The 20,757-nt window shown below is 71.8% G+C and carries 16 protein-coding genes; 10 read left to right on the forward strand and 6 right to left on the reverse strand.

The features are described 5' to 3' along the window. Nucleotides 1-26: 26 nt before the first annotated feature. Nucleotides 27-1,781, reverse strand: coding sequence for a hypothetical protein (locus ADX84_RS05890; protein ID WP_369801057.1), 1,755 nt, complete (start codon nt 1,779-1,781; stop codon nt 27-29). Between the two features lie 151 nt (nt 1,782-1,932). Further along, the gene (gene glpX / locus ADX84_RS05895) at nt 1,933-2,958 is read right to left on the reverse strand and encodes a class II fructose-bisphosphatase (protein WP_049568715.1); all 1,026 of its coding nucleotides are present in this window, start codon (nt 2,956-2,958) and stop codon (nt 1,933-1,935) included. A 389-nt stretch (nt 2,959-3,347) separates the two neighbouring features. Between glpX and ADX84_RS05900 the strand changes: the two genes are divergently transcribed. Together ADX84_RS05900 and ADX84_RS05905 are read left to right on the forward strand one after the other, a co-directional pair. Then, the gene (locus ADX84_RS05900; protein WP_049568817.1) at nt 3,348-3,959 is read left to right on the forward strand and encodes a TetR/AcrR family transcriptional regulator; all 612 of its coding nucleotides are present in this window, start codon (nt 3,348-3,350) and stop codon (nt 3,957-3,959) included. Nucleotides 3,960-4,285: 326 nt separating this feature from the next. After that, the gene (locus ADX84_RS05905; RefSeq protein WP_049568718.1) at nt 4,286-4,885 is read left to right on the forward strand and encodes a DUF4245 domain-containing protein; all 600 of its coding nucleotides are present in this window, start codon (nt 4,286-4,288) and stop codon (nt 4,883-4,885) included. A 392-nt stretch (nt 4,886-5,277) separates the two neighbouring features. On the opposite strand, the gene ADX84_RS05910 is transcribed toward ADX84_RS05905, so the two are convergent. Further along, entirely contained in the window at nt 5,278-6,249 is a 972-nt protein-coding gene (locus tag ADX84_RS05910; RefSeq protein WP_199776484.1) for a 4-hydroxy-3-methylbut-2-enyl diphosphate reductase, read from the reverse strand. A gap of 295 nt (nt 6,250-6,544) precedes the next feature. Here ADX84_RS05910 and ADX84_RS05915 point away from each other — a divergent pair, with 295 nt between their 5' ends. The 3 genes from ADX84_RS05915 (at nt 6,545) to ADX84_RS05925 (ending at nt 8,938) form a co-directional block, all read left to right on the forward strand. Further along, nucleotides 6,545-7,201: a hypothetical protein gene (locus tag ADX84_RS05915; protein ID WP_049568725.1), complete on the forward strand. Its 657-nt coding sequence runs from the start codon at nt 6,545-6,547 to the stop codon at nt 7,199-7,201. Between the two features lie 154 nt (nt 7,202-7,355). Then, nucleotides 7,356-8,693, forward strand: coding sequence for an exodeoxyribonuclease VII large subunit (gene xseA, locus ADX84_RS05920; RefSeq protein ID WP_049568727.1), 1,338 nt, complete (start codon nt 7,356-7,358; stop codon nt 8,691-8,693). A 2-nt stretch (nt 8,694-8,695) separates the two neighbouring features. Continuing rightward, nucleotides 8,696-8,938 (forward strand): exodeoxyribonuclease VII small subunit, encoded by a 243-nt coding sequence (locus ADX84_RS05925; protein WP_049568729.1) that lies wholly within the window; start codon nt 8,696-8,698, stop codon nt 8,936-8,938. Nucleotides 8,939-9,043: 105 nt separating this feature from the next. Here the strand turns inward: ADX84_RS05925 and ADX84_RS05930 are convergent, their stop codons facing one another. Then, on the reverse strand, nt 9,044-9,610 hold the full coding sequence (locus ADX84_RS05930; protein WP_049568732.1) for a DUF6542 domain-containing protein: 567 nt from the start codon (nt 9,608-9,610) through the stop codon (nt 9,044-9,046). 191 nt (nt 9,611-9,801) lie between these two features. Then, nucleotides 9,802-11,160, reverse strand: a complete 1,359-nt coding sequence (locus ADX84_RS05935; RefSeq protein WP_049568735.1) for a DNA recombination protein RmuC — start codon at nt 11,158-11,160, stop codon at nt 9,802-9,804. A gap of 260 nt (nt 11,161-11,420) precedes the next feature. On the opposite strand from ADX84_RS05935, the gene ADX84_RS05940 reads away from it, so the two are divergent. Continuing rightward, a complete protein-coding gene (locus ADX84_RS05940; RefSeq protein WP_049568737.1) occupies nt 11,421-12,119 on the forward strand; it encodes an alpha/beta fold hydrolase in 699 nt (232 codons plus the stop codon). A 9-nt stretch (nt 12,120-12,128) separates the two neighbouring features. On the opposite strand, the gene ADX84_RS05945 is transcribed toward ADX84_RS05940, so the two are convergent. Next, entirely contained in the window at nt 12,129-13,100 is a 972-nt protein-coding gene (locus tag ADX84_RS05945) for an FkbM family methyltransferase (protein ID WP_049568739.1), read from the reverse strand. Nucleotides 13,101-13,303: 203 nt separating this feature from the next. Here ADX84_RS05945 and ychF point away from each other — a divergent pair, with 203 nt between their 5' ends. The 4 genes from ychF (at nt 13,304) to ADX84_RS27025 (ending at nt 20,749) form a co-directional block, all read left to right on the forward strand. Beyond that, nucleotides 13,304-14,389, forward strand: a complete 1,086-nt coding sequence (ychF, locus tag ADX84_RS05950; protein WP_049568742.1) for a redox-regulated ATPase YchF — start codon at nt 13,304-13,306, stop codon at nt 14,387-14,389. 677 nt (nt 14,390-15,066) lie between these two features. Next, complete coding sequence (locus ADX84_RS05955; RefSeq protein ID WP_049568744.1) at nt 15,067-16,032, forward strand: conjugal transfer protein; 966 nt, start codon at nt 15,067-15,069, stop codon at nt 16,030-16,032. Nucleotides 16,033-16,111: 79 nt separating this feature from the next. Further along, complete coding sequence (locus ADX84_RS05960; protein WP_049568747.1) at nt 16,112-16,435, forward strand: hypothetical protein; 324 nt, start codon at nt 16,112-16,114, stop codon at nt 16,433-16,435. A gap of 18 nt (nt 16,436-16,453) precedes the next feature. Continuing rightward, nucleotides 16,454-20,749, forward strand: coding sequence for a TcpE family conjugal transfer membrane protein (locus tag ADX84_RS27025; protein WP_053107253.1), 4,296 nt, complete (start codon nt 16,454-16,456; stop codon nt 20,747-20,749). The last annotated feature ends 8 nt before the right edge of the window (nt 20,750-20,757 follow it).

Below are 20,757 nucleotides of genomic sequence, written 5' to 3' on the forward strand. Positions count from 1 at the left end.
GCTCTCATTGGTCCCCCTGCTGGGGATCAGCCACCGCTGGGCGCCCAACGCAGTTCGACCACGGCCCGCTGGCCCTCCTCGACCACGCTCACGCCGACACCGACCGCGCCCCACTCGCCGGGCGCCTTCACCTCGCCGCCGACCAGCAGCTCGCGCAGGTCGAAGAAGCCCGCCATCACGGCGTCGTCCATCTCCTGCATGGTCTGCTGGAAGACGGCGTCGTCAGCCAGCTGGCCGGAACCGGCCCTGCCGTGGGTGACGACCACCGTGTCACCGTCCATGCTCACCTCGGGCTGCTGGGCGGTCGAGTAGGGGCCACCGAAGGCCTCGTCCAGGAAGCCCTCGATCGCCTGCTGGTCCCCGCCTACAGCGTGGTACTGGAAGGACGGATCCGAGAACCCGTCCGGGTCGAACGAGGTGAGGCCGAAGGCGGTCGAGCCGCCCAGCAGGGAGGTGAACCCGTCCGGCAGCGGAGCGCCGACCGAGTTGAAGAACGACTCCATCTCGGTGCGGTCGCCCTCGTTGAGGAACGGGAGGTCGTCGTTCTCCCAGGCGGTGCTCAGGGACTGGTCCATGCCGCTTCCGGCGAAGGCGGCCACGGTGCCGGAGGGCAGCCCGCCCATGGCCTCCATGCTCGCGCCGGGGGCGTCGGCCAGCCAGGTCAGGGCCTCGTCCTCCACCTCGAAGCCGAAGACGTCCATCCGGGCCTCGAGGTAGTCGCCGTCCACTCGCACGGAGGCGGTCATGCGCCCCTCGACGGCGGAGTCGAGCCCGGTGCCGAACTCGGCCGCCAGCTCCTGGTCCATCCCGGTCAGCTCGCTGAACGCGCCCAGGTCCATCCAGGCCAGCGCGATGCTGCCGCTCGGAACGTCGCCCAGGTCTCCGGTGTAGGTGTCGTTGCCCTCGAGGTCGCCGTGGGCCGACATCTGGTCGTTGTACTCGGAGATCTGGACCTCGTCCTCGGCGATGACCACGAAGTCGTCGACCATCGTGTAGTCGAGGTCACCGTCCTCGCGGAGCCCGCCGAGCGTGCCCTCGGCGGCACCGGCGTCCGTCACGGACAGCGCCAGCACGAGCGCCATGTCGTCCTCCACGGCGGCCTCGGGGTCGCTGGCGGGCCAGGCGGCGACACCGGCCTTCTGCCCGATCCACTCCTCCACCTCGGACTCCTCGACCTCGAAGGTCTCGGCGAACGCCCCGGCGAAGACACCCGTGGTGTCCTCCTCCACCTCACCGGTCTCCTCGGTGACCTCGGCGGGGAGCTTCTGGGAGAAGCTGATGAGGTCCATGACCTGGGAACCGTCGATGTCCAGGTCGACCTTGCCGAAGGCCACGGAGTTGCCGGGCAGCACGGACTCGGGCTGCGGTCCGCCGAAGTCGACGAGCGAGACGGCCGCCCACAGGGTGCCGCCCATGACCACGACGGCCACACCCGCCGCGGCCGGGATCAGCCACTTGCGGCCGTTTCCGCCCGAGGGCGGGACCTGGCCCCCCGAGTACTGGCCGCCGTAGGGCGGCTGACCGGGACCGCCGGGGCCCATGGGGGCGCCGGGTCCACCGGGTCCCATCGGAGCGCCCGGCCCCTGCTGGGGCGGTCCACCCGCGCCCGGGTACTGCTGGCCCGGGAACTGCTGCCCCGGGTACTGGCCGCCGGGAGGCTGCGGAGCGGGCTGGTGCGGGGCGAAGTGCGGCTGGCCGGGGCCCTGCTGCTGGGGGAACCCCTGGCCCGGCTGCTGCGGCGGCTGCCACTGGGGCTGCTGTTGGGGATCTGGGTAGGACATCGGACCTCCGACGAGGGTGTTCGGGACAGGCGCGGGCGCGGGGCCAACAACGAGTCTGATGCGGGGAAACACCGAGTTGTTCACACAGGACCGCGAGAGCACGACGGCGGTGCCCCGTCCAGGAGGACGAGGCACCGCCGTCGCTCGGTGACTACTCCGGGGCGGAGGTGAGGTCCACGCCGCTGTACGCCGAAAGCTTGCTCAGCCGGTGCTCGCTGCGGACCTGGCGTACGGTGCCGCTGCGGCCGCGCATGACGAGGGAGTCGGTGGTCACACCGGTCGACTCGTAGCGGACCCCGCCCACCAGCTCGCCGTCGGTGATGCCGGTCGCGGCGAAGAACACGTCGTCCGAGGAGACGAGGTCGTCGGTGAGCAGCACGCGGTCCAGGTCGTGGCCCGCGTCGACCGCCTTCTGGCGCTCCTGGTCGTCCTTGGGCCACAGACGGCCCTGGATGACCCCGCCCAGGCACTTCATGGCGCACGCGGTGATGATGCCCTCCGGCGTGCCGCCGATGCCCAGCATGAGGTCCACACCGGTGCCCCGGCGCGCCGCCATGATGGCGCCCGCGACGTCGCCGTCACTGATGAACTTGATCCGGGCGCCCGCGTCGCGCACGTCCTGGACCAGCTGCTTGTGGCGCGGACGGTCCAGGATCACGACCGTCACGTCCTGCGGCGACTTGCCCTTGGCGCGGGCCACCGCGCGGATGTTCTCGGCGGGCGACGCGGCGATGTCCACCACGTCGGCGGCCTCGGCGCCGGTGGCCAGCTTCTCCATGTAGAACACGGCGGACGGGTCGAACATGGTGTTGCGCGGGCTCATCGCGATCACCGCGATGGCGTTGGGCATGCCCATGGCGGTCAGGGTGGTGCCGTCGATCGGGTCGACCGCGACGTCCCAGTCGGTGCCGCCGCCGTCGCCGACCCGCTCGCCGTTGTAGAGCATGGGGGCGTTGTCCTTCTCGCCCTCGCCGATCACCACGGTGCCGTTCATCGACACGGTGCTGATCATGTGGCGCATGCCTCGCACGGCCGCGCCGTCGGCGCCGAGCTTGTCGCCCTTGCCGACCCAACGGGCCGCGGCCAGCGCGGCGGTCTCGGTGACGCGGACCAGTTCCAGCGCGAGGTTACGGTCGGGCGCCGAGTGCTGCGCGGACGGGTTACTGGGCTGCGACATGGACGTGACACCTTCCGTCAGGAAACAGGGTGGGGTTCTCTCTTAGGGTAGTCACCCGACGTGACCTCCGTTTATCGCGGTCCCCGGGGAGCACGGCGCGCGTGTCGGACGCCACCCGGCCGGACGAACGCCCGAGCGGGGGCCGATCACGGGCGCGCCCGGCTGATCCGGGTGCGGGTGGTCGGGTATCACCGAGCGCGACGTGGCCCGTAACATCGTGCACCTGACCCGGATCTGCCACGCCGTGGCGGTCCCGGCTGCCGGGAGAGCAGTCGTCAGGCGCGCCGGTCGCGTCAAGCCCGCCGCCGCGAGGCAGGGGGGAGTTCCCGGGGCCTCCCGGGGGAACGCTCCAGGCTCGTGGGGACCCGGACAGGAGTGAGGGCGTGACAGTGGACAAGACGGACAGGCCCGCGCGGGTCTCGCCGCGTGGCGCGGCCACCCGCAGTGCCCTGCTGCAGGCGGCGGCCCAGGTGTTCCGCACGGTGGGGTTCGCCAAGGCCGGTGTGAGCGAGGTCGTCTCGGTCGCGGGGGCCAGCGTCGGCAGCCTCTACCACCACTTCACCGGCAAGGCGGACCTGTACGTCGCCCTGTACGAGGAGTTCCAGCAGCGCCAGCAGGAACGCACCCACCAGGCGGTCCGCGACGCCCGGTCCGACGGTGAGAGTGATCCCACACGGCTGATGAACATCGCCGCGCACGCCTACCTCCTCGGGTGCATCGAGGAGCGCGACACCGCGCGGCTGTTCTTCAGCGGCGACGGCCCGCCCGGGTTCGACTACCAGCTGCGGTCGCGGCTCACCCAGTGGACCGACCGCAACGTGGCCCTGTTCCGCAAGGCGGACGAGCCCGTCGACGAGGCCCTGCTGATCGTGGTGAGCGGATCCATGCTCCTCGCCGTCGCCGAGGTCGTGCGCCGCGACGACGCCGACGCCCACCGGCTCGCGGACGAGATCACCGGGCTGCTCACCGAACTCGAACCGCGCCACCGGCAGCGGGACTAGGGCGGGTTTCTTCGCTCCCTCCGCCCGCCCGTCACCCTCCACCACCCTCAACGGACGCCTGCGGCGCGGTGCTCGCCCTCTTCGTCACCCTCCACCACCCTCAACGGACGCCTGCGGCGCGGTGCTCGCCCTCTTCGTCACCCTCCACCACCCTCAACGGACGCCTGCGGCGCGGTGCCCTCGCGTCACCCACCAGGCTGCCCCCGCCGCGCCGACGAAGCCCGGACAGCCGACCCCGGTTCCCGTCCGGGGCCGGTCGCCGCTCGCGCCCGCTAACCGCACCCCAGGTCGAAGTGGCCCGGGAGCTGGGGCAAGCTGGTCTTGTCATGAGTTCATACAGCCGGGCCAACGCCACCTTCAAGAACTACGCCATCTCCCTCGGGGTCGTCGTCGCGATCATCCTGGTGATGGCGTTCGTGGTCTCCACACGATCGGGTGAACGCATCCCCGAAGTGCAGTTCCGCCCGGACATCGAGGTGCTCAGGAGCAGCGCCGAGTATCCGGTGACCGCCCCCGACGAGGACCTCCCCGAGGGCTGGACGCCCACCAGCTCCACCCTGGACCTGAACGGCCCGGTTGAGTGGACGGTGGGGTTCGCCACCCCGAAGGACAGCCACGCCAGGCTGGTCCAGAGTGACGACGACCCCGACACCGTGGTGCGCGACAGCGTCAAGGACGCCGAGCCGGTGGGCACCGTCATGGTGGGCGACCAGGAGTGGGAGCACCTGGAGTCCGATGACTGGGGCGCGCTCGTGCTGCGCGGGCAGGACCGGACCCTGGTCGTCGCTGGCAGCGCCGGAGTCGATGAGTTCGCCGAGCTGGCCGAGCACCTGGAGACCTTCCCCGTCCCGGATCCCGAGGACACCGAGGACACCGAGGAGGGCGACGGCGCCGAGGCCTCCGAGGCAGCGGACGCCGACTCCTAGAGCGTTTCGGATGCCTTCGCCGGTGGCGGCGGAGCCCCACCGCCGGGAGCTGCCGTGTCCCCTGATGTGCGCTGCCACGCAAGCACAACGGGGGGCCGCCATCTCTCGCAGGTCGTGGAGCGGGACCGCCGCCACTGTGCGCTGCCACGCAGGCTCCGCGGAGCCGCACGGCGGGGCCCGCCCAGGGTGCGCTGCGCGAGCTTCATCTGTGCGGTGAGCAGCCTGGTGGTGACGCGAGAACACCTCGCCGCAGGAGTCCGTTGAGGTGGCCACGGGTGGGCGGAGCGATCCGAAGAACACCCCCCAGGCCCACGGTCCACCTCGCACACGAAGGGCCCCGTCGAACCGTCCGGTTCGGCGGGGCCCTCGATGTCGGGAGCGTCAGGAGGCGCCTACTCGGCGCGCAGGTCCCGGCGGAGCTCCTTGGGCAGCGAGAAGGTCAGGGTCTCGTCCGCGGTCGTCACCGGGCTCACCGAGCCGAAACCGTGCCCGGCCAGCTTGTCGAGCAGTTCACGGACCAGGATGTCGGGCACCGAGGCGCCGCTGGTCACGCCCACCGTGGTGACGCCCTCCAGCCAGGCCTCGTCCATCAGGGTGGCGTTGTCGATCAGGTACGAGGCGTTCGCGCCGGCGTCCAGGGCGACCTCGACCAGGCGCACGGAGTTCGAGGAGTTGTCGGAGCCCACCACGATGACCAGCTCGCACTCGGGCGCCATGGCCTTGACGGCGTCCTGGCGGTTGGAGGTGGCGTAGCAGATGTCGTCGCTGGGCGGGTCGAGCAGGTTCGGGAACCGCTCGCGGAGGGCGTCGACGGTCTGGTTGGTCTCGTCCACCGAGAGGGTGGTCTGGGACAGCCAGGACACGTTGTCGGGGTCGCGGACCTCGACCTTGTGGACCTCGTCGGGGCTCTCCACGATCTGGATGTGTTCCGGGGCCTCACCGCTGGTGCCCTCGACCTCCTCGTGGCCGATGTGGCCGATGAGGATGATGTCGCGGTCCTCGGAGGCGAAGCGCTGGGCTTCCTTGTGCACCTTGGTGACCAGGGGGCACGTGGCGTCGATGGTCTTGAGCTGACGCCGCTGGGCCTGCTCGTGGACGGCGGGCGAGACACCGTGAGCGGAGAAGACCACGATGGCGCCCTCGGGCACCTCCTCGGTCTCCTCGACGAAGATCGCGCCGCGCTCCTCCAGGGTGCGCACGACGTGCGTGTTGTGCACGATCTGTTTGCGCACGTAGATCGGGGCGCCATACTGTTCCAGTGCCTTCTCGACGGTGATGACCGCCCGGTCGACTCCGGCGCAGTACCCCCGCGGGTTGGCGAGAAGCACACGGCGTTGGTTCGTGGCAGTCGTCATCGCACTCATGGGACACATCCTAGGTGTGATCCGGCGCCGTGGGTCCGGGTGTGGGAAAGGGCACCGACGTGGGTACATCCACGGCGGGACCGCAGGCAGGTGACGTCGGCGCGACCGAACGCACGCGATCCGGCGTCGAAGTGGCGAAATCGTTCACTTCTCGCCCGCTCATGCTGTTCCTCCCTCCTCTATCCTGGGTCACCATCGCATCTGTTATGAGGCGGTTCGCCCTCAACTCGGCCTTGCCTTGTTCGCTGGACGCGCGCCGCCGGCCCACGCCGAGAGCACCAGGAGCCCCCGTCCTATGTCGAACCCGACCATCGTCACGAAGCTGACCACCCTCGTCAGGGGCATCTTCGGGCGCAAGGACCCGGTCGTCACGACCGTGCAGGACAAGAAGGACGAGACCCCCGCGGCCACGGACGCGACGTCCGAGGACACGGTCAAGCAGGCCGAGCAGGCCGAGGAGAAGGCCGAGACCGCCCCCGCGGCGACCGCCGAGACCCCTGTGGACGCCGTCCCGGAGACCCCCGCAAAGACCTCTTCGGAGACCGCTGCCGACGCAGCCCCGGAGGCCGCCCCGAAGACCCCCGCCGAGACCACCTCCGACGCCGCCCCGCTGGTCGAGGAGCCCAGGGACGAGCCCTCCGTCCCGGCGACCGCCGACCTCCCCGAGGACGGCTCCGCCCTGGCCGAGGAGCTCGAGGCCGCCGAGGCCCACACCACGGTCGCCAGCGACGACGTCCTGGAGCGGGTCCGCAAGGAGGCCGCGCCCGCCGCAGAGGACCTGGCCGTGCCCACCTACGACGAGCTCAGCCTGCCGTCCATCCGGGCCCGCCTGCGCAAGCTCACCATGGATCAGGTCCGCGACCTGCGCGCCTACGAGGTCGCGCACGAGGCCCGCCCCGAGTTCATCAAGATGTACGACAACCGGATCGCCAAGCTGGAGTCCGAGGTCTGAGCGGGGTCGCGTCCGTGGGCGCGTCCCGAACCACCCCCGCCGTGCCAGCCCCGGAGGCCGAGGTCCGGACACACGTCCGGGAACGCACCGTCTCCGGGGCCGCGCGCCCCCTCCTTCACCGAAGTGTCCGCACCCTGGCCTAGGCTCTGGAGCCATGGGTATGGAGAGTTCGGCGGAGTCCCCGCAGCCGGTCAGGACCGTACTCCAGGCGGTCGGTGGCTGGATCGACCGACTGGGCGCCATCTGGGTCGAAGGGCAGATCGCCGAGCTCAACTCGCGCGGCCGCATGTCCTACATGACCCTGCGCGACCCCGTCGCCAACGCCTCCATCCGGGTGCTCTGCGAGACCTCCGTCCTGCGCCGCCAGGAACCGGCCCCCGGCCCGGGCGACCGCGTGGTCATCCACGCCAAGCCGGACTTCTACCAGCTCAAGGGCACCTTCTCCCTGCGCGCCAGGGAGATCCGGCACGTCGGGATCGGAGAACTCCTGGCCAGGCTGGAGCAGCTGCGCCGGACCCTGACCGCTGAGGGCGTGTTCGACCCCGCCCGCAAGCGACCGCTGCCCTTCCTCCCCAACACCGTCGGCCTGATCTGCGGCCGCGACTCCGCCGCCGAACGCGACGTGCTGGAGAACGGCCGCCGCCGCTGGCCCGCCGTGCGCTTCGAGGTGCGCCAGGTCGCGGTCCAGGGCGACCGGGCCACCCGCGAGGTGATCGAGGCCCTGCGCGACCTGGACACCCGCCCCGAGGTCGACGTCATCGTCATCGCCCGGGGCGGCGGCTCCATGGAGGACCTGCTGCCCTTCTCCGACGAGGCCATGGTCCGGGCGGTGGCGGCGGCGGGCACCCCTGTGGTCAGCGCGATCGGCCACGAACAGGACGCGCCGCTGCTCGACCACGTGGCCGACGTGCGCGCCTCCACCCCCACGGACGCCGCCAAGCGCACCGTCCCGGACGTCGGGGAGCAGCTGGAGATCATCCGCCAGCTCCGCGACCGGGCCCGCCGCGTGATCCGGGGCGGCGTGGACCGTGAGCTGGCCTGGCTCGCGAGCGTGCGCTCCCGCCCGGTCCTGGCCGATCCGGTCCGGGAGACCGAGCGCCTCACCGAACAGGTGCTGGAGCTGCGCGACCGCGCCCGCCGGAGCCTCACCGCCTCGGTGGACCGCGCGGCCGACACCCTGGTCCACACCGAGGCCCGGCTGCACGCGCTCTCCCCGGCCACCACGCTGGCGCGCGGCTACGCGATCGTGCAGCGCGAGGACGGCTCCGTGGTCCGCTCCGCCACCGAACCCGCGCTGGGGGAGACCCTGCGCGTGCGGTTCGCCGAGGACGGACTGAGGGCCACCGTCGACGCCCTGGACGGCGAGGAGGAGCCCGAAGCGCGCCCGGCCGGGAAGAAGTCGGCCACGGGCGGCTCGCGCGGCAGGAAGAAGAAGGCGGCGCCCGCCGCCGAGGACACCACGGACAACGCAGCCACCACAGAGGGGGAGTAGGCATGGCCGACCAGAGCGAGGCCCCGGAACTGAGCTACGAGGAGAGCCGGGAGGAGCTGAACGACGTCGTCCGCAGACTGGAGTCTGGCGGCCTCACCCTCCAGGAGTCCCTGGAGCTGTGGGAGCGCGGCGAGAAGCTCGCGCGTGTCTGTGAGCACTGGCTGGAGGGGGCCCGCGCCAAGCTCGCCGCGGCCATGGACGAACGCCGCGCCGACGAGCCGGGGGACGACGACACCCCGTTCTGAGGTCCGTTCCGCCACTGGTCCCGGGGCGGAGTCCCGGCCTCGTGAGCGGTCCGCCGGTGCCGTGCCGCCTCCGGCCTCCGTGGGCGTCGCGGGCCCGGGTGGGACCTACTTGCGGCCGTTGAGTTCGTCGCCGAGGTTGCGCAGGTTGCCGGGCAGGCCACGGAAGACCGCGACCACCAACACCAGCGCCGTGCCGAGGAACAGCCACGGGGCGACGTCGGCCAGCCGGGAGGCCAGGCCGAGGATGAGGACCCGGGCGAACCCCTCGTTGCCCAGGGCCAGCAGACTCTCGGCGGCGACCACGGCGACGAAGTAGGCGATGGGCGGGCTCACCGAGAGCGACAGCAGGTCGCCGGGTCTGACCAGGGCCGCGGTGACCAGGCAGGCGAGGGTGAAGGCCAGCCCGGGGGCCGCGGGGGTCGACATCAGGTGGGCGATCATGGTCCCGGCGAAGCTGGACACGACGATGAGCAGCACTCCGCCCCGGCCGGTCAGCCGTGGCGGGCGCCAGGGGGCGGCCGTCGTCTTCGGGTGACTGCGCGCTGTCCTGTCCGGGTTCGGGTGGCTGCGCGCGGGCCTGTCCGCGCCCGCCGCCTCCCGACCGCGACCGTTGGACCGCACGAAGTACGGGGCCTGTCCGGGTTCCGGACCGTCCGACTTGCGCGGGGGCATGGTCGTGCGCCTCCCCAGTTTGTTACTCACAGTGTTCAGTCTGTCACTTCTCGTGAAACTTCGGGGGTCATTCCTGGGATCGTGTCGCCATTTCGGCCACTTGCCCCTTCCGGGGGGATCGTGGCTTCCACCCCTTGGACGCCGAGATCTCCCCTCCTGGTTCCGGCTGGTTCCGGAGAGGTGGCCGAGCGTCACTCGCCGCGAACGACTCCCTCTGGTTCCTTTTGGGTCGAACCGTTGTGGCCGTTATCCCCATGCCGAATACCGCCGTACTCGGCCGCGCTCGCGACCTTCAGGTCCGACACGTCCGTCTCGCGCGCCTCCGGCTCCGCGATCCCCGCCGACGCCTCCGTCAGCTCCGGTGCCGCCACCGTACGCGGCCGCTCCTCCACCCCGGAGAGCCGGTCCAGGTCACCGTCGACCAGCCCGAGCTCGCCGAACCGCCGCGCGGTCACCAGCACCCTGCTCTCCAACGACCCCACGGTCTGGTTGTAGGCGCCCACCGTCCTGTTCAGCGCCCGGCCCAGCCCCTCCACGTGCCCGCCCAGTTTGGCCAGCCGCGAGTACAGCTGCTTGCCCAGGTCGAACACCTCACGGGCGTTCTCGCTCAGCGCCTCCTGCTGCCACGCGTACTGCGCGGTCCGCAGGAGCGAGATCAGCGTCGTCGGAGTCGCGATGTGCACCCGCCGCCCCATCGCGTGCTCCAGCAGTCCGGGGTCGTACTCCAGAGCCGGGGCCAGGAACGCCTCACCCGGGATGAACAGCACCACGAACTCCGGCGCCGGGGTGAACGCCGACCAGTACGACTTCGCCGCCAACTGGTCCACGTGGGTGCGCACGTGCTTGGCGTGCGCCCGCAGCCGCTGCTCCGAGGCCGCCCCCTCCCCGGCCTCCACGGCGTCCAGGTAGGCCGCCAGTGGCACCTTGGAGTCGACCACGATGTTCTTGCCGCCCGCCAGCCGCACCACCATGTCCGGCCGCTGCGCCCCCGACACCGCCTGCTCCTCGAAGTCGCAGTACGCGGACATCCCTGCCAGCTCCGCCACCCGCCGCAGCTGGAGCTCACCCCACCGGCCGCGTGCCTCGGGCCTGCGCAGCGCCGTCACCAGAGACTGCGTCTGGTCCCTCAGCCGCTCCGAGCCCTCCCGCACGAACTCGACCTGCTTGGCCAGCTCCGCGTGCGCGGCGGCCCGACCGGCGTCCACCTCCCGGAGCTGGGTCTCCACCCGGTTCAGGGTCGCGGTCAGGGGCTCCACCATCCGCTCCACGGCACGGCGCCGCTCGTCCAGGTCGCCCCCGGCCTCGGCGCTGACCGCACGCAGCCGGCCCTCGGCGAGTTCGAGGAAACGCTGGTTGGTCTGGTCCAGAGCCTGCGCGGACAGCGCGCGGAACCGGTCCGCGAGCTGCTCCTCCACGTAGGCGGCGCGCTCCTCCGCCGCCCGGGCGTCCGCGCGGGCCTCGGCGTCGCGACCGCGTGCGAGCAGCCAGCCCACGGCGGCGCCGATGACCAGACCGATGACGAGAACGAGTACGAGTGCGAGGGCGTCCATGGCGCCATGCTCTCAACCCCCGGGGGTCGTGTGCCCGCCAACGCGCAGGACCGCAACCGTGCGGTGATCCACGGCACGCCTCCACGGGCGGGGCGCCGAACCCGAGGCCCGACCACCGGCGGGCCCTGACCGGAACCGGCCACGGGCGGGGGTTGTCGGAGGGGGAGCCAACACCCACGCTTGGAACCCCGGTGACGTCGGGGGCGCGACACCGGGGGCAACCGCGCACACCACGCGGCGCCCCGAGAAAGGTCACCCACATGCGCCTCGCCACCCACACCAGCGGAACCGGGGAGCGCCTCGCCCTCCTCGTGCACGGCGGCACGTCCCTCCACCGGACCTGGCACGCGGTCGAGGACCGGCTCGTCCGGCGCGGCTACCGGGTGACCGGGGTGGACCTGCGGGGCCACGGCGAGAGCCCGCGCGGCGAGTACACGACCGAGGCCCTGCGCCAGGACCTGGTGGACACCTTCCCGACGGGGGCCGACCTGGTCGTGGGCCACGCCATCGGCTGTCTCGCGCTGTCCCTGGCCCTGGACCACCTGCGCCCGGCGAAGGCCGTCCACGTCGACCCGGCCTTCCGCGTCCCGCCCCAGCCCGAGGGCGCCGGCGATCGGCTGCGCGCGGTGCTGGCCACCGCCGACGCCGACCAGGTGCGCGAACTCCACCCGGGGTGGAGCGACGAGGACGTGCGGATCGAGCTGGCGGGCTTCGCCGCCACCGACCCCGACTTCCACGCGTGGGTGACCGACCACCTGGCCGGTGTGGACAACTTCCCCAAGGCCGCCGAGGTGCCCTCCCTCGCGGTGATCGCGGGGGTGGGTTCGCCGATCGGTCCCGAGGGCGCCCGCACCCTGGCCGAGCGCGGCTTCACCGTCCGCACGGTGGAGGGCGCCGGGCACAACGTCCACCGCGACGACCTCCCGGGGCTGTTCGCGGCCCTGGAAGGCTGGATCTGAGCGGCGGTCTCACAGGTCCGCGGGGGCTCCCCGGCACGAACCGAGGGCCGTACGCCACACGGTGACGGAGTCCCAGAACCCGCTGGTCGGCTCCTCGGGTGCGAACATCCACATCCGCTCCCACGCGGGCGAGGCCCGGCCGGAGATCTCCGAGCGCGCCTCGTAGGGAGGGTCGCCGCTGATCGGGAACCACAGGTACTCCAGCGGGTCCATGAGGGCCATCAGCCGCTCCTCCACGCCCCGGTCCGGACGCACCTTGGCCATCACCCAGGGCCGGAAGCGGCGCAGCACCTCCAGCCCCCCGGCGATCACGTCCGGCTCGGTTCCGGAGGTGTCGATCTTGACCACCGTCGGGAAGGTCGTCGCCGTCTCGTTCCACCGCGACAGCGTGGCCGTGCGCACGGTGATGTGCGAGAGCCCCATCCGGGTCGAGTTCACCAGCCGGTTGCACATGTCGTTGTGCAGGGCGCGGCGCAGGTGCCCGCTGCCGTTGTGGTTGCTCAGGGCCAGGTCGACGACGCCGAAGCCGAGGTCGCCGGAGGCGGAGACGGCGCGCGCGGCGGCGGCCAGCTCCGGAGTGGGCTCGAACGCGAAGACCGGTCGGGGCGTACGCGCGGCCGCGAGCATCGAGTACACACCGACCCCCGCGCCGACGTCGAGGACGGCCCCGGGGCGGGTGTGGTCGAGGATCGCCATGAAGCTGGCGAGGCTGTCGGGTTCGTGTCCGGACAGACCCGAGGCGGCGAGGCGGCGGGGGACCGTGAGGTCGCCGGACAGCTGGAGGGTGATCGTGTCCGCTCCCACCCGGCGCCGGTCGTCCTCGGGGCGCGGCAGGTCCAGGGTGAACCTGCGGTTGCGCGGCGGCACCCGGGCCGGGTCCAGGCCGCCCAACCGCCTGGGCAGGTGCACGCGGAGCTGTCGGGTGGCGAAGCGCACGAGCGGATACCGGTGAACGAGTGCGCGCAACTGGTCCTGGACCACGGTGTCTTCCCCCCAAGAGAACGGAGCCGTGATGACTGCTGCCGGGAGCTGCTCGACGCTGTCCTGTCGGCTCGATCCCTGCTCGTGGTGCCCGGCCGCACCCCGAACCTACTCTGCGTGTCCGCTCCAGCGCACTCTGTTTCCATGATTGGCCGCACGTGCCCGGGTCGGCCCACCCGCCGGTCCGCATAGACTCTGACCTTGTGAGTCTGTCTATCGGGATCGTCGGCCTGCCCAACGTTGGCAAGTCCACCCTCTTCAACGCGCTGACCAAGAACGACGCTCTGGCGGCGAACTACCCGTTCGCCACCATCGAGCCCAATGTCGGAGTCGTGGGCGTGCCCGATGCCCGGCTCGGGAAGCTGGCCGAGATCTTCGGGTCGGCGAAGATCCTGCCCGCCACGGTGGACTTCGTCGACATCGCGGGCATCGTGCGCGGCGCCTCCACCGGTGAGGGCCTGGGCAACAAGTTCCTCGCCAACATCCGCGAGAGCGACGCGATCTGCCAGGTCATCCGGGCCTTCGAGGACGCCGACGTCACCCACGTCGACGGCGACGTCGAGCCCTCCCGCGACATCGAGACCATCAACACCGAGCTGATCCTCGCCGACCTCCAGACCCTGGAGAAGGCGATCCCGCGCCTGGAGAAGGACGCCAAGCGCAACGCCAAGGACAAGGACTCCCAGGAGCTCCTCAAGGCCGCCCGGGCGGCGCAGGAGATCCTCGACGAGGGCGTCTCCCTGTCCCAGGCCAAGGACGTGGACCTGGACCGGCTGCGCGAGCTGAGCCTGCTCACCGTGAAGCCGTTCATCTACGTGTTCAACCTCGACAGCGACGAGCTCGCCGACGAGGCCCTGCGCGGCAAGCTCCAGGACCTGGTCGCCCCGGCCGAGGCCATCTTCCTCGACGCCAAGATCGAGGCGGAGCTGGCCGAGCTGGAGGACGACGAGGCCCAGGAGCTGCTGGAGTCCCTCGGGCAGACCGAGTCGGGCCTGGCCCAGCTCGCGCGGGTGGGCTTCGCCACTCTCGGCCTTCAGACGTACCTGACGGCCGGGCCCAAGGAGGCCCGCGCCTGGACGATCAGGAAGGGTGACACCGCCCCCGAGGCAGCCGGGGTCATCCACACCGACTTCCAGCGCGGATTCATCAAGGCCGAGGTCGTCTCCTTCGACGACCTGATCGCGGCCGGGGACATGCAGTCCGCCCGCGCCGCGGGCAAGGTCCGCATGGAGGGCAAGGACTACGTGATGGCCGACGGCGACGTGGTGGAGTTCCGCTTCAACGTCTGACCCGCACGAACCCCAAGGGGGCGGGCCGAGTTCTCTCGGCCCGCCCCCTTCGTGTTCGCCCCGGTCCCGTTGGGTGTGAGCGGAGCCGCTGGTCCGGGCGACTCGGCCCAACGCGTCGAGGTTGGCGAACGGGACAAGCGCGGCCCGCGCCAGGGGAGCGTGGGGGGTCATCGCGCGCGATCCCGGGCAGCGGGGTGGGGCCCGTTGCCCCGGTCTCGGCGGCCGGGGGACGGTCCGTTGCCCGGTCCCGGCGGTCGGCGGACGTGCCCTGGGGCCCGTTGCCCGGGCCTCGGCGCTGGGCGGACCCGCGTGGGGCCCGAGTGTCGCTGGTTACATCCGGTCAACGGTTTCCTGACCACTCAGGACACATCTTGCTCACCAAGCGGTGACCAATCCCTTTACGGTCCGGCCAGAAAGGCTCTGACGTGCACATCCTTAGGAAGTGGTCAGTGGTGAATTGCCGTACTCTGCACCTTTTAGGCGGTTCCTTCACCCGGGTCAATGTGGTCCCGGTCCGGAAACACGGACCCGTCCTGGCCGCTCCCAACCCGCACAATGCCTCACTATAGGGATGGGGTAGACAAGGGCATGGCGGAAGGCGTCGGCGACGGCGCGCGGAAGTCCGAGCGTCGGCACTATGGCCGACGCGTCACTGTGTGCAGGACCAGGAGGCGGGGATGGCCAAGACGGCGCGGCGCGACACCGCGGTGCGTGACCGGGTGGACGACGTCGAGCACGAGCTCGACGCTCCGCGCCCCCGAAGGCCCCGCGCCGGGGCGGGCGGCCGCTGGTGGGTCGGCGTCGGCCGCGTGCTGCTCTGGGCGTTCATCATCGTCGTCATCTTCAACGGCATCTGGTTCCCCATCCGCAACGGCTTCTCCCTTCCCAGCAGCAGTGCCGAACCCGAGGTGAGTGACGGCCTCGACTTCCCCGAGGCCTCCGCCGCGGCCTTCGCCCTCCGCTTCGCCGAGTCCTACCTCGACACCTCCGACCCCGAGGCCCGACTCACCTCCCTCGCGGCCTTCGTCCCCGACGGACAGGTCAGCCAGCTCAACCTCCCCGCGGACAGCCTCGCCGGTGAGAACCTCACCGTCATCGCCGTGGACGTGCGCGACGAGCACAATGCGGTCGTGGCCATCCGCGCCGACGTCAACGACGAGGCCATGAGCCTGGAGGTGCCCGTGTACAGCGACGGGGCCTCCCTGGTGCTCTCCGGACGCCCCGCGCTGCTCGCCGCGCCCAGCCAGGCGGAACTGCCCCCGGGCCCCTCCTTCGACACCGACCCCCAGGCCGCCGAGCAGCTCGGCGACGTGCTGACCGGCTTCTTCGAGGCCTACGCCGAGGAAGCCGGCCACCTCGACCGCTACGTGGAACCGGGTGCCACTGTCACCCCACTTCCGGCGAACAGTGTCGAATTCAGCGAACTGTCCGTTATGCCGGTGCCATCCCAGTCCTCGACCGGGGATGATGACGTACGACAGGTGGCGACCACCGTGGTCTGGGGCCTCCCTTCCGCCGACGCCGACGACGGCGCGGGTGAAGCCGGACAGATGGTGCAGAACTACCTGGTCACGGTCGTGAACTCCGGAAACGAGTGGTACGTGCGTGACATCCAGGGCGCCCCGCACTCGTTCGGTGACTAACCGACGACGGGGCCTGTAGGCAAGGAGACGAGACGAACCATGCGCACACCAGTAACGACAGCGGAGGAAGGCGCCTGACATGCTCCCCCTGTTGTCCGCCACCGCCGACACCATGACGGCCCTCGGCGCCGCCGACCCGATCTCCCTCGCGGTCGAGGCCACCCCCGCGCAGAACGCCCCCGACACCGGCGGACTCGCGGACTTCCTGCGTGGCTTCTTCGGGCCGCTGTTCCTCGTCATCGTGTCCATCGTGGCGATCTTCTTCCTGTTCACCAGGGAGATCACCCGCTTCATGCAGTTCATCATCCTGGCCATCTTCATCGGGATCGTGTTCTACGTGCCCGGCATCATCGAGGTCATCGCGGTGGCGCTCGCCCGAGCGATGGGCGTATCGACGGAATAGGCGAGGGAGGCCGGAATCGTGGATCTGCCCACGTACACCAACATCTGGCGTATCGAGAAGCGGCTGTACAAGCTCTACGATTTCCGGCTGCCCATGCCGCTCCCGGTGGGGACCTTCGGGGTCGCCCTGGGCGTGTTCGCGCTGTGGGTGGTGCTGCTCAGCATCCTCAACGCCCCGTTCGACTTCGGCAACGGCTGGCACCTGGTGCTCTGGGTCGTCCCGCCGGGGGTGATCACCGTGCTGGCCACCCGGCCGGTGATCGAGGGCAAGCGCCTCACGGAGCTGCTCATCTCGCAGGCCCGGTTCCTCACCGAGGCCCGCGTGTTCACCCGGCTCGCACCCGAGTACGAGCCCGCCGAGATCAGGGTCTCGGTGCGCGTGTGGCACCGGGACCCCGAGGCCGGGCCGCTGCCGCTGACCCGGAGCGCGGCCCGCAGGGCGCAGGCCGAGCAGGCCGCCGTCCTGGAGGCCGCGCCCGCGACCGAGGTCGAGGAGGCGCCCGTCCCGGAGAGCGGTCCCCGCGCCGCGCCTCCGCTGCGAGGCGTGCCCGCACGCCAGACCGCCCCCGTCGTCGAACACGACGACTCCGTCGAGTACACCCCCGCGCGGAAGGTTCCGGTCGCCGTCGCCGCGGGACTCGGAACCGACACCGCCTCGACCCAGGAGGACGACGCCGTGGCGGAGCACGAGGGCCGGTCCGAGCACCCTGCGATGGCCAGTGACACTTCGGAGGAGCCCCGTAGGGGCGTCGGCCGCCGTGTCCTCAACTACTTCGGCTTCGGCCTGTCCGCCGCGCCCGCCGAGGAGGAAGCGCGTTCCGACCAGGGCGCGGGCGAACCCGGCGACTCCTTCGACGAGCCCCTGTACGTCACCGAGGAGGACGAGCAGCGCGACCGCGACGAGTGGTTCGCCCGACTGCGCGCCTCCTCCGGAGAGACACCCCTGGGGCTGACCTCCAAGAGCGCCTACTCCGACAGCGACACCGGTGCCATGAGCAGCGCGGAGCTCGCCGAGGCGGTCGGCCCCCGCGAGCCCGACCCCTCCCGGCGCCGCGCCGAGGAGATGACGGCCGCGTCACTGGAGCAGGAGTCGCCCGCCGCCCGCCGACTGCGCGGCCGGACCCAGGGCATCCAGGTGGCCAGGGACCACGCCGACCGCAGGGTTCGGGATGAGCCCGAGCCCGCCCGCGAACGCGCCCGGCAGGCCCCGCCCGCGAGGCCCGAGCGTGCCCGGGGGACCGCCCTGCCGGACACCGCCGGTACCGAGGACGACCGCCCGGCCCGGCAGCGCCGCGAGGGGCGGCCCCACGCCACCCCCTGGGCGCTCGAACCCGAGGGCGGGAGTCGCACCGACTACCCGGACCTGTCCGACTACGCCGCCCGCTTCGCCGCCGCGACGGGCCGTCCCTCGTCGGCCGGGAGCGTGTCGGCCGCTCCGTGGCTGCCGCCGGCCGCGGCGACCCCCGAGGAACCCGAGAGCCCCGAGGAGCAGGAGCCGATCGGCCGTTCCGAGGCGGGACCCCAGGTCTCCCACGCCACCCACGGCCTGGTGCGTCCGGCCACCGAGGACGCGCCCAAGCCGCCGTTGCAGCTGGACCACGGCACCGGTGAGCACGAGGCGATGCCGGTGGAGAGCGGCGGGCAGGCGGCCGAGCACGGGACCCGGTGGAACGAGCACATGTCCGTGCTCGACCGCCACCTGATCAAGGCCGACACCCCGGCTCCGCCCCGGCCCAAGTTCGCCGACGCCGTGCCGAGCAAGGAGCGGGACAGCGAGCGCCGCGACCCGGCGGACTGGTTCGACGACGGCAAGCGCCGCCACCCGGACCAGCCCAAGGTGGGGGACCGCGACAACCCGGTGATCGTGGTCAGCGAGCTCCGCGAGGAGCGCCGCGCCGCCGCCGAGGCCCGGCAGGAGGCCAGGCGCAGGGAAGCCGGGAAGCAGGCGCCCGAGGATCCCCAGGAGTCCCAGGGAGCGGTAGGAACTCAGGAGACCAGCAGGGCACCCGAGCGGGCTGGGAGTGCTGAGGCCCGCGAGGCCAAGTCCACCGGAGAGGTCGGGGAGCTCCAGGAGACGGAGACGGCTTCTGCGGGCGACACGGCGCCGAACGTTGCGCATCCACATGGTGCTGATGGGGTCCAGGAATCCCAGGATGTGGAGGAGACCCAGAAGTCGGAGAAGGCTTCTGTGACTCCGGAGGCCGCCCAGGCTGCGCAGACGGCTGAAGAGGCTCTGGAGTCTCAAGGTGCGCACGACGCCTCGGTGACCCGAGAGGCCGAACGAACTCTGGGGACTGAGGAAACGCCCGAGCGGGCTGGGAGCGCGGAGGCGCGTGAGGCCCAGGCTGCCGGTGAGGCTGCGGGGTCCCAGGGAGTTCGGGAGACGTCGGGGCGGACCGAGCCCGGTACCTCCAGCGAGTCTGCTGAGCCCCATGGGTCGGTGGGAACTGAGGTGACCCAGAGGGAGCCGGAGCAGACCGGGAGTGCTGAGGCGCGTGAGGCCGAGGCTGCTGCTGAGGCTGCGGTGTCCCAGGGTGCGGAGGCTGCTCCTGCTGCTGACGTGGCGCAGGTTGCCCAGGGAGTTGAGGAGACGTCGGGGCGGACCGAGCCCGGTACCTCCGGCGAGTCCGCTGAGCCCCAGGGGTCAGTGGGAACTGAGGTGACCGAGAGGGAGCCAGAGCAGGCCGGGAGCGCGGACGCCAACGAGGACGACGCCGCCAGTGAGGCTGCGGAGTTCCAGGGTGCGGAGGCGGCTCCTGCTGCTGACGCGTCGCGGGATGCCCAGGGAGTTCGGGAGACCCCCGAGCGGGCTGACCGTGCGGGGGCCGAGGCCGCCAACCGAGTTGCACAGACTCCCCACGGGGCTGGGGAGACCGGGACGCGGGAGCAGCCCGGACCACGCTCCGTGGTCCTCACCGAGGGGCCCAAGCCGCCGACCCAACTGGACCACGGCACGGGTGAACTCGTGAGCTTCGTGGAGGTCCGCAAGGACCCCCGCGGCCCGACCCCGCGTCCCTCGGCGAAGGACTCCGCTGACCGGCCCACCGAGACCGAGCTGGCCGAGGCCGAAGCAGCGGCACTGCGGTCCCGCCGTGCCCAGGCCGCTCAGGAAGAGCCCGTCGAGGCAGCGTCGGCCCCGGAGCCGTCCGAGCGGGAGAACGAGGCCGCTGGCGGCTCGGAGACCCACGACCCCCACGACGGGGTCTTCCACCGGGTCGCCCAGAACGCTCGTCGGATCGGTCAGCTCTTCGGACAGCCCACCCCGGGTGAGGAGCCCGAGCCACGCGCGAGCGGCGACTCCGGGTCCTCCGAGGACACCACGAAACCCGACCTCGAACTGGACCACGGCACCGGTGAACAGGCCCGGCTGGGCGACACCCCCCAGGGGGTGCCCTCACAGCGGCCCCGGCCCGAACCGGTTCCGCGTGCGGAGGAGGTGGACCACGAGTCCGGCGACCCCAGCACCTCCGGCGGCACCCGGGGCTGGCGCCGACTGGCCAAGGTCGTCACCGGGGGCGCGACGCCGGTCCGATCGGACCTGCCCACCAGCGACATCGAACGGCTGCGCACCCCGCTGGCCGAACCCAGGTCCCTGGTCGTCCTCGGCTGCACGGGAGGCGCGGGGCAGACGGTCACCGCTCTGATGATCGGCCACACCCTCGCCGCGCACCGTGACGACCGGGTGGTGGCGGTCGACGTCAACCCCGGACCCAACGGCCTGTCCCGCCGCGTCGGCGCCCAGGCACCGGAGACCCTGACCGCGCTGCTGGCCAACGCCGACTCCGTGGACGAGTACGACCGGATGCGCGCCTACGCGGGCCGCGCCGGGACGGGACTGGAGGTCGTGCAGACGCTTGATGACCCCTACGTCCAGACCCTGGACGACCGCGACTACGGGCAGCTCGCCGGGCTGCTCGGCGGGTTCTACGGTGTGACGCTGCTGGACCCGGCGGCCACCGGCGTGGCCCGGGCCCTGCCGGTCGCCGACGGCCTCGTCCTGGTCGCTCCGGCCAGTGCGGACGCCGAGCGCGCGGTGTCGATGACCTTCGAGTGGTTGGACGGCAACGGGTACGCGACGCTGCGGGCCAACTCGATCCTGGTGGTCAACGGGGTCAGCAAGCGCAGCCTCCAGGACGTGGACGCCGCCGAGCGGGTGGCGCGCGGCCGTTGCCGGGCTATCGTCCGCATCCCCTGGGACGACCACCTGGGTTCCTCGTACACGAAGATCGACGTCGGCGCCCTGCGGCCCGCCACCAAGCGGGCCCACGGCGCCCTGGGCGGGGTCCTGGTCAACGCCCTCGCACCCGCCACCTGACACGGTGG

The sequence above is a fragment of the Nocardiopsis sp. SBT366 genome, from assembly GCF_001083815.1.
Classification (GTDB): domain Bacteria; phylum Actinomycetota; class Actinomycetes; order Streptosporangiales; family Streptosporangiaceae; genus Nocardiopsis; species Nocardiopsis prasina.

Excerpts from the sequence above, each read along its gene's own strand:
- ADX84_RS05890 (WP_369801057.1), bottom strand. The coding sequence starts at position 1,781 with ATGTCCTACCCAGATCCCCAACAGCAGCCCCAGTGGCAGCCGCCGCAG.
- ADX84_RS05955 (WP_049568744.1), top strand. The coding sequence starts at position 15,067 with ATGGCCAAGACGGCGCGGCGCGACACCGCGGTGCGTGACCGGGTGGAC.
- ADX84_RS05935 (WP_049568735.1), bottom strand. The coding sequence starts at position 11,160 with ATGGACGCCCTCGCACTCGTACTCGTTCTCGTCATCGGTCTGGTCATC.
- ADX84_RS05910 (WP_199776484.1), bottom strand. The coding sequence starts at position 6,249 with ATGAGTGCGATGACGACTGCCACGAACCAACGCCGTGTGCTTCTCGCC.
- ADX84_RS05915 (WP_049568725.1), top strand. The coding sequence starts at position 6,545 with ATGTCGAACCCGACCATCGTCACGAAGCTGACCACCCTCGTCAGGGGC.
- xseA (WP_049568727.1), top strand. The coding sequence starts at position 7,356 with ATGGGTATGGAGAGTTCGGCGGAGTCCCCGCAGCCGGTCAGGACCGTA.
- ADX84_RS05930 (WP_049568732.1), bottom strand. The coding sequence starts at position 9,610 with ATGCCCCCGCGCAAGTCGGACGGTCCGGAACCCGGACAGGCCCCGTAC.
- ADX84_RS05905 (WP_049568718.1), top strand. The coding sequence starts at position 4,286 with ATGAGTTCATACAGCCGGGCCAACGCCACCTTCAAGAACTACGCCATC.
- ADX84_RS05925 (WP_049568729.1), top strand. The coding sequence starts at position 8,696 with ATGGCCGACCAGAGCGAGGCCCCGGAACTGAGCTACGAGGAGAGCCGG.
- ADX84_RS05940 (WP_049568737.1), top strand. The coding sequence starts at position 11,421 with ATGCGCCTCGCCACCCACACCAGCGGAACCGGGGAGCGCCTCGCCCTC.
- ADX84_RS05960 (WP_049568747.1), top strand. The coding sequence starts at position 16,112 with ATGCTCCCCCTGTTGTCCGCCACCGCCGACACCATGACGGCCCTCGGC.
- glpX (WP_049568715.1), bottom strand. The coding sequence starts at position 2,958 with ATGTCGCAGCCCAGTAACCCGTCCGCGCAGCACTCGGCGCCCGACCGT.